Origin of the sequence: Streptococcus mitis (assembly GCF_905187495.1) — a bacterium.
Lineage (GTDB): Bacteria > Bacillota > Bacilli > Lactobacillales > Streptococcaceae > Streptococcus > Streptococcus mitis_CU.
On record NZ_CAJJIB010000001.1, the window covers coordinates 213,372 to 226,752 of the forward strand.

The 13,381-nt window shown below is 40.6% G+C and carries 10 protein-coding genes; 8 read left to right on the top strand and 2 right to left on the bottom strand.

Annotated elements, in window-relative coordinates:
* Together mraY and JQ843_RS01065 are read left to right on the top strand one after the other, a co-directional pair.
* On the top strand, window positions 1-981 hold the full coding sequence (mraY, locus tag JQ843_RS01060) for a phospho-N-acetylmuramoyl-pentapeptide-transferase (RefSeq protein WP_049546739.1): 981 nt from the start codon (window positions 1-3) through the stop codon (window positions 979-981).
* A gap of 452 nt (window positions 982-1,433) precedes the next feature.
* A complete protein-coding gene (locus JQ843_RS01065; protein ID WP_203212661.1) occupies window positions 1,434-3,539 on the top strand; it encodes an ATP-dependent Clp protease ATP-binding subunit in 2,106 nt (701 codons plus the stop codon).
* A 61-nt stretch (window positions 3,540-3,600) separates the two neighbouring features.
* Here the strand turns inward: JQ843_RS01065 and JQ843_RS01070 are convergent, their stop codons facing one another.
* Together JQ843_RS01070 and JQ843_RS01075 are read right to left on the bottom strand one after the other, a co-directional pair.
* Complete coding sequence (locus JQ843_RS01070) at window positions 3,601-4,083, bottom strand: S-ribosylhomocysteine lyase (RefSeq protein ID WP_203212662.1); 483 nt, start codon at window positions 4,081-4,083, stop codon at window positions 3,601-3,603.
* Between the two features lie 94 nt (window positions 4,084-4,177).
* Window positions 4,178-5,662, bottom strand: a complete 1,485-nt coding sequence (locus tag JQ843_RS01075) for a DUF1846 domain-containing protein (protein ID WP_203180343.1) — start codon at window positions 5,660-5,662, stop codon at window positions 4,178-4,180.
* 152 nt (window positions 5,663-5,814) lie between these two features.
* On the opposite strand from JQ843_RS01075, the gene JQ843_RS01080 reads away from it, so the two are divergent.
* The 6 genes from JQ843_RS01080 to JQ843_RS01105 all read left to right on the top strand — a co-directional run bounded on the left by JQ843_RS01080 (window position 5,815) and on the right by JQ843_RS01105 (window position 13,364).
* A complete protein-coding gene (locus tag JQ843_RS01080; RefSeq protein ID WP_078237916.1) occupies window positions 5,815-7,422 on the top strand; it encodes a glycoside hydrolase family 13 protein in 1,608 nt (535 codons plus the stop codon).
* Between the two features lie 196 nt (window positions 7,423-7,618).
* Window positions 7,619-9,577, top strand: coding sequence for a peptide ABC transporter substrate-binding protein (locus JQ843_RS01085; RefSeq protein ID WP_203212663.1), 1,959 nt, complete (start codon window positions 7,619-7,621; stop codon window positions 9,575-9,577).
* 190 nt (window positions 9,578-9,767) lie between these two features.
* Window positions 9,768-11,213 carry an LCP family glycopolymer transferase CpsA gene (cpsA, locus tag JQ843_RS01090; RefSeq protein ID WP_203212664.1) on the top strand — a complete coding sequence of 482 codons (1,446 nt, stop codon included), beginning with the start codon at window positions 9,768-9,770 and terminating at the stop codon, window positions 11,211-11,213.
* Window positions 11,214-11,219: 6 nt separating this feature from the next.
* Window positions 11,220-11,951, top strand: a complete 732-nt coding sequence (gene cps4B, locus JQ843_RS01095) for a capsular polysaccharide biosynthesis protein Cps4B (protein ID WP_203212665.1) — start codon at window positions 11,220-11,222, stop codon at window positions 11,949-11,951.
* A gap of 8 nt (window positions 11,952-11,959) precedes the next feature.
* Window positions 11,960-12,652, top strand: coding sequence for a CspC family polysaccharide chain length determinant protein (locus JQ843_RS01100; protein WP_203212666.1), 693 nt, complete (start codon window positions 11,960-11,962; stop codon window positions 12,650-12,652).
* A gap of 10 nt (window positions 12,653-12,662) precedes the next feature.
* Complete coding sequence (locus tag JQ843_RS01105; RefSeq protein WP_203212667.1) at window positions 12,663-13,364, top strand: tyrosine-protein kinase; 702 nt, start codon at window positions 12,663-12,665, stop codon at window positions 13,362-13,364.
* The last annotated feature ends 17 nt before the right edge of the window (window positions 13,365-13,381 follow it).

Genomic DNA, 13,381 nt, shown 5'->3' on the forward strand with positions numbered 1-13,381 from the left:
ATGTTTATTTCCATCAGTGCTGGAATTGTGACATTTTTACTAACTTTAGTAGGAATTCCGGCCTTTATCCAATTCTATAGAAAGGCGCAAATTACAGGTCAGCAGATGCATGAGGATGTCAAACAGCACCAGGCAAAAGCTGGGACTCCTACCATGGGAGGTTTGGTTTTCTTAATTGCTTCTGTTTTAGTTGCTTTCTTTTTCGCCCTATTTAGTAATCAACTCAGCAATAATGTCGGTATGATTTTATTTATCTTGGTTCTTTATGGTTTAATCGGATTTTTAGATGACTTCCTCAAGGTCTTCCGTAAAATCAATGAGGGTCTTAATCCCAAGCAGAAATTGGCTCTTCAGCTTCTAGGTGGTGTCATTTTCTACCTTTTCTATGAGCGCGGTGGAGATATGCTTTCTGTCTTTGGTTACCAAGTGCATCTAGGAATTTTCTATATTGTCTTCGCTCTTTTCTGGCTAGTCGGTTTTTCAAACGCAGTAAACTTGACAGACGGTATTGACGGCCTGGCTAGTATTTCAGTTGTGATTAGTTTGTCTGCCTATGGAGTTATTGCCTATGTGCAAGGTCAGATGGATATCCTTCTAGTGATTCTTGCTATGATTGGTGGTTTGCTTGGTTTCTTTGTCTTTAACCATAAGCCTGCCAAGGTCTTTATGGGAGATGTGGGAAGTTTGGCTCTCGGTGGAATGCTGGCAGCTATCTCTATGGCTCTCCACCAAGAATGGACTCTATTGATTATCGGAATTGTTTATGTCTTTGAAACAACTTCGGTCATGATGCAAGTCGGCTATTTCAAAATGACTGGTGGTAAACGTATTTTCCGTATGACGCCTGTGCATCACCATTTTGAGCTTGGAGGATTGTCTGGTAAAGGAAATCCTTGGAGCGAGTGGAAGGTTGACTTCTTCTTTTGGGGAGTGGGACTTCTAGCAAGTCTCCTGACCCTAGCAATTTTGTATTTGATGTAAGAATAGCACCCTGATATTTCAGGGTGTTTTTGCATTCTAAAAAATATTGGTCAATTAAAGTCAAATCTCTTGACCTTTTCTGACTAATGTAGTATATTATGAACGTAAGGTAAATGAAAGCCTTACTAGAACACTTATACTTAATGAAAATCAAAGAGTAAACTAGGAAGCTAGCGCAGGTTGCTCAAAACACTGTTCTGAGGTTGCAGATAGAGCTGACGTTGTTTGAAGAGATTTTCGAAGAGTATTATTTAAAGTAAAATAGAAAGAGGTGTGTCTATGTTTAATCTAGAAATTTTCAGAAGTAAAGATAGTCTACTCCTGCTTGAAAAAGAAAAACCAGAAATAGTACGTAGAGTAGCTATTTAGCTAGTCTAAATTTTTTAAAACAAAGGTCAAAGATAGTCAATATCAGTAATAATAACGAAGAAATATAAAAAGAGGTAAGGAATATGAACAACAACTTTAATAATTTTAACAACATGGACGATTTATTTAACCAATTGATGGGTGGTATGCGAGGATACAGTTCTGAAAACCGTCGCTACTTAATTAATGGACGTGAAGTGACACCTGAGGAATTTGCTCATTATCGTGCAACGGGTCAATTGCCAGGAAATGCAGAAACTGATGGACAAATGAAACAACAGTCTTCAGGTATGAAACAAGACGGTGTCCTTGCAAAACTAGGTCGAAACTTGACAGCAGAAGCACGTGAGGGCAAGCTGGATCCTGTTATCGGACGAAACAAGGAAATTCAAGAAACATCTGAAATCCTCTCACGTCGTACCAAAAACAATCCTGTTTTGGTTGGAGACGCAGGTGTTGGTAAGACAGCAGTTGTCGAAGGCCTAGCGCAAGCCATTGTGAATGGCGATGTTCCAGCTGCCATTAAGAACAAGGAAATTATTTCTATTGATATCTCAGGACTTGAGGCTGGGACTCAATACCGCGGTAGTTTTGAAGAAAACATTCAAAACTTGGTAAACGAAGTCAAAGAAGCTGGAAATATTATCCTTTTCTTCGACGAAATTCACCAAATTCTTGGTGCTGGATCTACTGGAGGTGACAGTGGTTCTAAAGGGCTTGCGGATATTCTCAAGCCAGCCCTCTCTCGTGGAGAATTGACCGTGATTGGGGCAACGACTCAAGACGAATACCGTAACACTATCTTGAAGAATGCAGCTCTTGCTCGTCGTTTCAACGAAGTCAAGGTCAATGCTCCTTCAGCAGAGGATACATATAAAATTCTTCAAGGAATTCGTGACCTCTATCAACAACACCATAATGTCATCTTGCCAGACGAAGTTTTGAAAGCAGCGGTGGATTATTCTGTTCAGTATATTCCTCAACGTAGCTTGCCAGATAAGGCTATCGACCTTGTCGATGTTACAGCAGCTCACTTGGCGGCTCAACATCCTGTAACAGATGTGCATGCTGTTGAACGTGAAATTGAGGTAGAAAAAGACAAGCAAGAAAAAGCAGTTGAGGCAGAAGATTTTGAAGCAGCTCTAAACTATAAAACACGTATCGCAGAATTGGAAAAGAAAATCGAAAACCACACAGAAGATATGAAAGTGACTGCAAGTGTCAACGATGTGGCTGAGTCTGTAGAACGAATGACCGGTATTCCAGTGTCACAAATGGGAGCATCTGATATCGAACGTTTGAAAGATATGGCTCATCGTCTGCAAGATAAGGTAATCGGTCAAGATAAGGCAGTTGAAGCTGTAGCCCGTGCTATCCGTCGTAACCGTGCTGGTTTTGATGAAGGTAATCGCCCAATCGGTAGCTTCCTCTTTGTAGGACCAACTGGGGTTGGTAAGACAGAACTTGCTAAGCAATTGGCGCTAGATATGTTTGGAACCAAGGATGCCATCATCCGTTTGGATATGTCTGAATACAGTGACCGCACAGCTGTTTCTAAGCTAATTGGTACAACAGCAGGCTATGTGGGTTATGATGACAATAGCAATACCTTAACAGAACGTGTTCGTCGCAATCCATACTCTATCATTCTCTTGGATGAGATTGAAAAGGCTGATCCTCAAGTCATTACCCTTCTCCTCCAAGTCTTGGATGATGGTCGTTTGACAGATGGTCAAGGAAATACAGTAAACTTCAAGAATACGGTGATTATCGCAACTTCAAACGCAGGCTTTGGTTACGAAGCTAACTTGACAGAAGATGCGGACAAACCAGAATTGATGGACCGTTTGAAACCATTCTTCCGTCCAGAGTTCCTCAACCGCTTTAACGCAGTCATTGAGTTCTCACACTTGACTAAGGAAGACCTTTCTAAAATTGTGGACTTGATGCTGGCTGAAGTCAACCAAACCTTGGCTAAGAAAGACATTGATTTAGCAGTTAGTCAAGCGGCTAAAGACTATATCACAGAAGAAGGCTACGATGAAGTCATGGGTGTTCGTCCACTCCGTCGTGTGGTTGAACAACAAATCCGTGACAAAGTCACAGACTTCCACTTGGATCACCTAGATGCCAAACACCTAGAAGCAGATATGGAAGACGGTGGTTTGGTTATTCGTGAGAAAGCTTAACTAGAGATTTTGAGAATAAAAAAGAAGGAACCAGCTGAAAAAACTGGTTCCTTTTTTGTGTTTAAATCACATGACGCTCAAAGGCATCATCTGAGATTCCTTGTTCCAAGATGAGTTTAGCCCATTCTTTAGCAGAGAAGAGGCTGTGGTCCTTGTAGTTTCCGCAAGATTCGATGGTTGTTCCAGGGACATCTTCCCAAGTAGTGGTCTCAGCGATTTCTTTGAGCGAATCCTTGATAACAGCTGCAATCTCAGCGCTAGTATGACGTCCCCACATAATCATATGGAAACCTGTACGACAACCAAATGGGGAACAATCAATCATACCGTCGATGCGGGTACGGATGAGTTTGGCCAAGAGATGCTCGATAGTATGAAGGCCAGCGGTAGGGATTGAGTCTTCGTTTGGTTGCACTAAACGAATATCATAATTGGAGATGACATCTCCCTTTGGCCCTGTTTCTACCCCAATCAAGCGAACATAGGGTGCTTTAACAATGGTGTGGTCAAGTTCAAAACTTTCAACAATAACTTCTTTTGACATGGTAAATCCTTTCAGTTTTCTAATTTCATTATAACATAAAGCCGGCTCCTGAGACAGAGAGAAAACCTCTCCGATAGTGGAGAGGTTCAAATCTTTACTTACGATACAAGCGATCGTATTGGTAATAAGGGTCAAAGGTTACATTGATACCCAATTTGCGAAGGACATTCTTGTCTTCATCAGTCAAGATGATGGTTGAGTGGGCTTCGCTTCCTTTGAGGTTGCCAAGTTCTTCCATAGCGCGAGCAGCATCAGGATTTTCTGTAGCTGTGATAGCAAGTGCAATCAAAATTTCATTTGAATGAAGGCGTGGATTGCGGCTACCGAGATGATCGATTTTAAGACCTTGGATTGGCTTAACAACTTCAGGTTCGATTAGTTTTACTTCTTTAGCGATGTCAGCTGATTTCTTGATGGCGTTGATAAGAGCAGCGGCTGTAGGACCAAAGAGTTCTGAGTTCTTACCAGTGACAATTTCCCCAGTTGGCAATTCAAGGCCTAGGGCTGGTCCGCCAGTTTCTTCAGCTTTTTGGCGTGCAGTAACAGCAACCTTACGGTCTGCAGGTGTGATGCCGAGGTCATTCATAAGCAACTCAATTTTCTTGACAGCAGATTCGCCCACTTTTTCGGCTTTGAAATCAAGAACAGTCTGATAGTAGCGACGGATGATTTCTTGTTTAGAGGCTTCGATAGCAGCCTCATTATCTGTAATAGCGAAACCAACCATGTTGACACCCATATCTGTCGGAGAAGAGTATGGGGACTCTCCTAGGATACGTTCCAACATGCGTTTGAGCACTGGGAAAATCTCGATATCACGGTTGTAGTTGACAGTGGTTTCTCCGTAGGTTTGGAGATGGAAGGGGTCAATCATGTTGACATCGTCAAGGTCTGCTGTGGCAGCCTCGTAGGCCAAGTTGACTGGGTGATGAAGGGGAAGATTCCAGACTGGGAAGGTTTCAAATTTAGCGTAACCAGACTTGATACCATTGATTTGGTCGTGATACATATTGGACATACAAGTTGCTAATTTTCCAGAACCAGGTCCAGGAGCGGTTACGACAATCAAGTTGCGACTGGTTTTGATGTAGTCATTTTTTCCCATGCCTTCTGGAGAAATGATGTGATCCATATCCGTCGGATATCCTTTGATTGGATAATGAAGATAAGAATCAATTCCGTTTTTTTCCAGTTGGTTGCGGAAGGCATCTGCAGCTGGTTGGCCAGCGTACTGTGTGATGACCACTGAGCCAACAAAAATTCCCAATTCATTGAATTTATCAATCAAGCGAAGAACTTCTTGGTCATAAGAAATTCCCAAGTCACCACGTGCCTTGGAATGTTCGATGTTGCTAGCGTTAATGGCAATTACAACCTCGACTTGCTCTTTCAATTCTTGCAAGAGCTTGATTTTGTTGTCAGGCTCATAACCAGGAAGGACACGAGCAGCGTGGAAATCTTCTAACATTTTGCCACCAAACTCCAAGTAGAGCTTGCCGTCAAATTGGTTAATGCGCTCCAAAATGTGGTCGCGCTGTAGATTCAAATATTGTTCAGAACTAAAAGCTTGTTTTTTCATTTTTTTACCTCTGACCCCTATTATAATAAAAAATTGGAAGTTAGGAAACTATGGAGTTAAAAAAGGAATCAAAAAGATTAGGCAAACGCTTGCATAAAATTTTAAAAAGCGCTATCATAGACTACAGCTTATTAAAATAATGAGGTAAGAAGATGCAAGAAAAATGGTGGCACAATGCCGTAGTCTATCAGGTCTATCCTAAGAGTTTTATGGATAGTAATGGAGATGGAACTGGCGATTTGCCAGGAATTACCAGTAAGTTAGACTATCTAGCCAAGTTAGGAATTACAGCGATTTGGCTTTCTCCAGTTTATGACAGTCCTATGGATGATAATGGCTATGATATTGCTGATTATCAAGCGATTGCAGCTATTTTCGGAACCATGGAGGATATGGACCAACTGATCGCGGAAGCTAAGAAGCGTGATATTCGTATCATCATGGACTTAGTGGTCAATCATACTTCAGATGAGCATGCTTGGTTTGTCGAGGCCTGTGAAAATCCTGATAGCCCTGAACGAGACTACTATATCTGGCGGGATGAACCAAACGATTTGGAGTCTATCTTTAGTGGGTCTGCTTGGGAGTACGATGAAAAGTCAGGTCAGTACTATCTCCACTTTTTCAGCAAGAAGCAACCTGATCTCAACTGGGAAAATGAAAAACTTCGTCAGAAAATTTATGAGATGATGAATTTCTGGATTGATAAAGGCATTGGTGGTTTCCGCATGGATGTCATTGACATGATTGGGAAAATTCCTGACGAGAAAGTAGTCAATAATGGTCCCATGCTCCATCCCTATCTCAAGGAGATGAATCAGGCGACCTTTGGAGATAAGAATCTCTTGACAGTGGGAGAGACCTGGGGAGCAACGCCAGAGATTGCCAAGCTCTACTCGGATCCAAAGGGGCAAGAATTGTCTATGGTCTTCCAGTTTGAACATATCGGTCTTCAGTATCAGGAAGGTCAGCCTAAATGGCACTATCAAAAAGAGCTGAATATCGCTAAGTTAAAAGAGATTTTCAACAAATGGCAGACAGAGTTAGGAGTTGAGGACGGCTGGAATTCCCTCTTCTGGAACAATCATGACCTCCCTCGTATTGTCTCAATCTGGGGAAATGATCAAGAATACCGCGAAAAATCTGCCAAAGCCTTTGCAATATTGCTTCATCTCATGAGAGGGACTCCTTATATCTACCAAGGTGAGGAGATTGGGATGACCAACTATCCGTTTGAAACGCTGGACCAAGTAGAAGATATTGAATCTCTTAACTATGCGCGTGAAGCTCTTGAAAAAGGTGTTCCGATGGAAGAAATCATGGACAGTATCCGTGTCATTGGACGTGACAATGCCCGTACTCCAATGCAATGGGATGAGAGCAAAAACGCTGGTTTCTCGACAGGTCAGCCTTGGTTGGCAGTCAATCCAAACTATGAAGTAATCAACGTTCAGAAAGCGCTGGCAAATCCAGAATCTATTTTCTATACTTATCAGAAACTGGTTCAAATCCGTAAGGAGAATAGCTGGCTGATTCGAGCTGACTTTGAACTATTGGAAACAGCTGACAAGGTCTTTGCCTATATCCGTAAAGATGGCGACCGTCGCTTCCTAGTTGTGGCCAACTTATCCAATGAAGAGCAAGACATGACAGTAGAAGGAAACGTCAAATCTGTCTTGATTGAAAACGCCCTAGCTCAAGAAGTCTTTGAAAAACAAATCTTAGCTCCATGGGATGCTTTCTGTGTGGAATTACTATAAATATTTTTTACAGAAAAATTTAAAATTGAAATCGCATAAAAACAAGGGAGGACTGTATGAAAGGCAGAAATCCTTTGTTTTTTTTATAACCAAGGTTTATAAACTTTCATTCTCAAAATTCAATTAACTTTACAAATTCCCACTATTTTGGTAAAATAAACTTATGTTATAAAAACTAACATAAAGGAGAAAGAAGATGACTACAAAAAAGCGTGTCCTTAGTGCAGGCCTGACTTTTGCAGCTGCTTTGCTTTTAGCTGCTTGCGGACAATCAGGTTCAGATACAAAAACTTACTCATCAACCTTTAGTGGAAATCCAACTACATTTAACTACTTGTTAGACTACTACGCTGATAATACAGCCATCATTACCAACCTAGTTGATGGTTTGCTTGAAAATGACAACCACGGAAACCTAGTTCCATCTTTGGCAGAAGACTGGTCTGTTTCAAGCGATGGCCTGACTTATACCTACAAACTGAGAAAAGATGCCAAATGGTTCACGGCTGACGGTGAAGAGTACGCCCCAGTCAAGGCACAAGATTTTGTGACAGGTATCAAGTATGCAGTGGATAATAAATCCCAGGCCATTGACTTGATTCAAAACTCGATCAAGGGCTTGAATGATTATATTACAGGAGCGGATTCTGACTTTTCTAAGGTTGGGGTGAAGGCCATTGACGACCATACTGTTGAGTATACTTTGGCACGCCCAGAGCCTTACTGGAATTCAAAAACAACCAATAGTATTCTTTTCCCAGTGAATGAAGAGTTTCTAAATTCGAAAGGGAAAGATTTTGGTACTCTATCTCCAGATAGTATTCTTTACAGCGGACCTTATTTGTTAAAAGATTTCACATCAAAATCATCGATCGAATATGTGAAAAATCCGCATTACTACGATCATGATAAAGTATCAATTGAACACGTAAAATTGGCTTATTTTGATGGTTCAGACCAAGAATTGACCATCCGTAACTTTGAAAGTGGAGCTTATTCAATCGCTGGGGTTTATCCAAATAGTTCTAACTTCGCCAAGACCAAAGAAAAATATAAGGATAATATCGTTTATAGCTTGCAGGACAAGACTTCTTGGTATTTTAATTTCAATGTCAACCGTAAGGCTTACAATCACACTGCTAAAACGACAGATGAGCAGAAGAAGTCAACTGAGACAGCTGTCTTGAATAAAAACTTCCGCCAAGCAGTGAACTTTGCCTTGGACCGCACAGCCTATTCTGCTCAGTCAAATGGGGAAGATGCGGCTAGCAAGACCCTTCGTAACACCCTAGTGCCTCCTACATTTGTTCAAGTTGGAGACAAGACTTTTGGAGAAGTAGTCGCTTCTAAATTGGTCAACTATGGCACAGAATGGTCAGGTATTAACTTGGCAGATGCTCAGGATGCCTATTTTAACAAAGAAAAAGCCCAAGCAAAATTTGCAGAAGCTAAAAAAGAATTGGCGAGTCAAGGTGTGACTTTCCCTATTCACTTGGATGTGGCTGTTGATCAGACAAGTAAAAATGCCGTGACAGGAATGAACTCAGTTAAGCAGACCCTTGAGTCAGTTTTGGGTGCTGATAACATTGTCATTGATGTTCAACAACTTTCAACAGATGATTTTAATAACGTAGCTTTCTTGGCACCAACGCCAGCTGATCGAGACTATGATTTGAACTTTGATGGCTGGGTAGGTGACTATCAAGATCCGTCAACTTATCTTAATCCTTTCAATGCAGAGGATGGGTTCTACCTCAAGATTTTTGGTCTAGATGCTCAAGAAGATAAAGCTAAGATTGCTAGCTTGGGGCTTGATACCTACACCAAGATGCTCAAAGATGCAGATAGTGAAAATAAAGATGTAGCCAAACGCTATGAAAAATATGCTGGAGCACAGGCTTGGATGATTGACAATTCTCTGATTATGTCAGCCATGTCAAGTGGTGGAACAGCTTCTGTAACCAAAGTAACGCCATTTACAAGAGGCTATTCACTGGTCGGCATCAAGGGTGACGGCAATAACTACAAGTATATGAAACTGCAAAAAGATACTGTGACAACCAAACAGTATGAAGAAGCTAAGACTAAATGGGAGCAAGAAAGCAAAAAAGCAATCGAAAAAGCTCAAAAAGAAGCAGAAAATCATGTTAAATAAAGATGAGCGAGGTTCCGTAAGGGGCCTCGTTTTAACATCTATATAGTAAATTTATTGATGTAATTGTTTGCAAGTAAAAAGAATGTTTCAGAAATAAGATGAAAACGCCTTACCTAAGTGGATTTACCCCACAAGTGTATTTTTTTATGATATAATAAAATGAAATAAAAATTGATAATAGAGGTATATCGTGAGTAGGTCTTCGAAGCGAGCTCGTCAGGGTAAAACAAAAATATTGATTAGTTGGGGGTTGCTAGCTATCTATGCATTACTAGCAGTCTTTTTATTGTTTTTGATTTTCAAGTACAATATGCTAGCCTTCCGATATCTCAATATAGTGGTCACTGTCTTAATTGTAGCCTTAGCCATCTTGTGCTTCTTTTTAATTCGGTCCAAGAAAGTTCAAAATCTAACGCTGTTTTTATTACTACTTGGTGTGTTAATCAATGGTACTTCTCTCTTTGCTGTAGGGCAGTTCATTGGATTTACCAGTCGCCTGAATGCGACATCGAATTACTCGAATTATTCGATGAGTGTTGCGGTGTTAGCAGATAGTCCAATTGATAATATCAGTCAGGTAACCAGTGTAATGGGGCCTACTGGGACGGATAAGGATAATATCCAACAGTTGATGAATGATCTGAAAGCTACTCAAAATAAAGAACTGACAGTCGAAGAAAGCAGCTCCTATCTTGCGGCATATAAGAGCCTGTTAGCTGGCGATACAAAGGCAATCATTCTAAACAGTGTCTTTGAAAATATTATCGAATCGGAATATCCTGACTATGCTTCAAAAATTAAGAAAATCTATACCAAAGGATTAACCAAAACGGTTGAAACTCCAAAAGATGTCAAAGGTGACAGTTTCAACGTTTATATCAGCGGAATTGATACTTATGGTCCAATCAGTTCGGTTTCTCGTTCGGATGTCAATATCATTATGACAGTGAATCGTGAAACGAAAAAGATTCTCTTAACAACAACCCCTCGTGATTCCTATGTTCCAATTGCAGATGGTGGTAACAACCAAAAAGATAAGTTGACCCATGCGGGTATTTATGGGGTAGATGCTTCCATTCATACACTGGAAAATCTCTACGGTATTGATTTAAATTACTACGCTCGTTTGAATTTCACCTCTTTCTTGAAATTGATTGATCTCCTTGGTGGAGTTGATGTCTATAATGATCAGGAATTTACATCTCGTCACGGGAAGTTTCATTTCCCAGTAGGGAATGTTCATCTTGATTCGGAGCAGGCTCTTGGCTTTGTGCGTGAGCGCTATTCTCTGGCAGATGGAGACCGGGATCGTGGTCGCAATCAGCAAAAGGTCATTGTGGCTATTCTGCAAAAGTTAACCTCGACAGAAGCTTTGAGAAATTATGACAGTATTATTAAGGGGTTGCAAGATTCGATTCAAACCAATATGCCACTTGAAACCATGATGAACTTAATCAATGCTCAACTTGAGAGTGGTGGAACTTATAAGATTAATTCACAAGATCTTAAAGGAACAGGGCGGATGGATTTGCCATCTTATGCCATGCCTGATAGTAACCTCTACATGATGGAGATAAGTGATAGCAGTTTAGAGTCAGTCAAGGCTGCAATCAATGATGTGATGGAAGGAAAATAAGACAAAATGATTGATATTCATTCGCATATTGTATTTGGTGTGGATGATGGTCCAAAATCTAAGCAAGAAAGCAAGGCGCTTCTGGCAGAAGCCTATAGGCAAGGGGTAAGGACTATTGTATCGACATCGCATAGACGAAAAGGAATGTTTGAAACTCCTGAGGAGACAATAGAGGCAAACTTCCAAGAAGTTAAGGAGCTAGCCAAGGAGGTGGCTCCAGACTTGACCATTCTCTATGGAGCAGAAATTTATTATACTAGTGATGTGCTTGCGAAATTGGAGAAACAGGTCATTCCAAGTCTTAATGGGACACGCTATGCTCTCATTGAGTTTAGTATGGCTACCCCTTATCGGGAAATCCATACTGCTTTGAGCAATGTTCTCATGCTTGGGATAACGCCTGTAGTTGCCCACATTGAACGTTACCATGAATTAGAGAATAACGAAAAACGGGTGAAAGAGTTGATTGATATGGGTTGCTACACTCAAATCAATAGCTCAAGTATTTTAAAACCAAAGTTATTTGGAGATAAATATAAATTTATGAAGAAACGAGCTCGCTATTTTCTAGAGCGTGACTTGGTACATTTTGTTGCTAGTGATATGCACAATTTAGACCAAAGACCACCTTACATGAAAGAAGCTTATGAGATCGTTTCAAAACAATACGGTGATAGAAAGGCGAGAGAATTATTTATCGAAAATCCTCGCATCATCTTAGCTGATCAAATTATTTAGGAGTTGACATGAAAGAAAATAAAGAAATCGCAATTGACATTGTCCAATTATTTAAAATCCTTTGGAAGAAGAAAATCGCTATCATCTTGACTGCGATTGTAGCAGCTGTCCTAGCTTTCGGTGTAAGCAGTTTTGTACTAACACCTGAGTACTCTAGTACAACACGTATTTATGTGGTTAATCGAAATCAATCAGAAAAAGCAGGTTTGACCAACCAGGATTTGCAGGCTGGTACTTACCTGGTAAAAGACTATAAGGAAATTATCCTTTCGCAAGATGTACTGGAGAAAGTCATTTCAAATCTTAAACTAGAGAAAACAGTTAAGGCATTAAGCAAGAAGATTCAGGTAACAGTGCCTGTAGATACTCGTATCGTGTCAATTGCTGTAAAAGATGCACAGCCAGAAGAAGCGAGCCGTATCGCCAATGCTCTTCGTGAGGTTGCATCGGAAAAAATCATTTCTGTAACTCGTGTATCTGATGTGACAACACTAGAGGAAGCGAGACCGGCACTAACTCCATCCTCACCTAATATTCGTCGAAATACTGCGCTTGCTTTCCTAGTAGGTGGTGCAGTAATGGTTGTTTCAGTCTTATTGTTTGAATTATTGGATGATCGTGTCAAGCGACCAGAAGATGTCGAAGAAGTCATGCATGTCGCACTTTTAGGAATTGTTCCAGATTTGGATAAGTTAAAGTAAGGGAGAAAATATGCCAACATTAGAAATCGCACAAAAGCGTTTAGATTTTGCTAAAAAAGCTGAAGAACACTATAATGCTTTGCGCACCAATATTCAATTGAGTGGTGATAATTTGAAAGTTCTTGCCATCTCATCTGTCAAACCTGGTGAAGGGAAATCTACAACTTCAACTAATATCGCCTGGGCTTTCGCACGTGCAGGCTATAAAACATTACTAGTAGATGCGGATATCCGTAATTCAGTTATGTCTGGTGTCTTCAAGTCAAGAGAAAAAATTACTGGATTGACTGACTTTTTGGCAGGGACTACTGATCTTTCAAATGGTCTCTGTGATACCAATATTGATAACCTATTTGTTATTCAGGCAGGACCGACATCACCTAATCCAACGGCCCTCCTGCAGAGTGAAAATTTCCATACCATGATTGATACCCTACGTAAGTATTTTGACTATGTCATTGTGGATACTGCACCGATTGGGATGGTTATTGACGCCGCTATCATTACACAAAAATGTGATGCTTCTATCTTGGTTACGGCAGCTGGAGAGACAAAACGACGTGATGTCTTAAAGGCGAAGGAACAGTTAGAACAAACAGGGACTCCTTTTTTAGGTGTAGTTCTAAATAAATTCAACACCGAAGTTGAAAAATACGGAGCTTATGGTGGTTATGGAGCTTATGGAGCTTATGGCAATTATGGGAAAAAGTAAAAAATAAACTAGGAAGT

Bases quoted from the DNA above. Each gene is read 5' to 3' on its own strand.
- JQ843_RS01080 (WP_078237916.1), top strand. From the start codon at position 5,815: ATGCAAGAAAAATGGTGGCACAATGCCGTAGTCTATCAGGTCTATCCT.
- cps4B (WP_203212665.1), top strand. From the start codon at position 11,220: ATGATTGATATTCATTCGCATATTGTATTTGGTGTGGATGATGGTCCA.
- JQ843_RS01105 (WP_203212667.1), top strand. From the start codon at position 12,663: ATGCCAACATTAGAAATCGCACAAAAGCGTTTAGATTTTGCTAAAAAA.
- JQ843_RS01070 (WP_203212662.1), bottom strand. From the start codon at position 4,083: ATGTCAAAAGAAGTTATTGTTGAAAGTTTTGAACTTGACCACACCATT.
- JQ843_RS01075 (WP_203180343.1), bottom strand. From the start codon at position 5,662: ATGAAAAAACAAGCTTTTAGTTCTGAACAATATTTGAATCTACAGCGC.
- JQ843_RS01065 (WP_203212661.1), top strand. From the start codon at position 1,434: ATGAACAACAACTTTAATAATTTTAACAACATGGACGATTTATTTAAC.
- JQ843_RS01085 (WP_203212663.1), top strand. From the start codon at position 7,619: ATGACTACAAAAAAGCGTGTCCTTAGTGCAGGCCTGACTTTTGCAGCT.
- JQ843_RS01100 (WP_203212666.1), top strand. From the start codon at position 11,960: ATGAAAGAAAATAAAGAAATCGCAATTGACATTGTCCAATTATTTAAA.
- mraY (WP_049546739.1), top strand. From the start codon at position 1: ATGTTTATTTCCATCAGTGCTGGAATTGTGACATTTTTACTAACTTTA.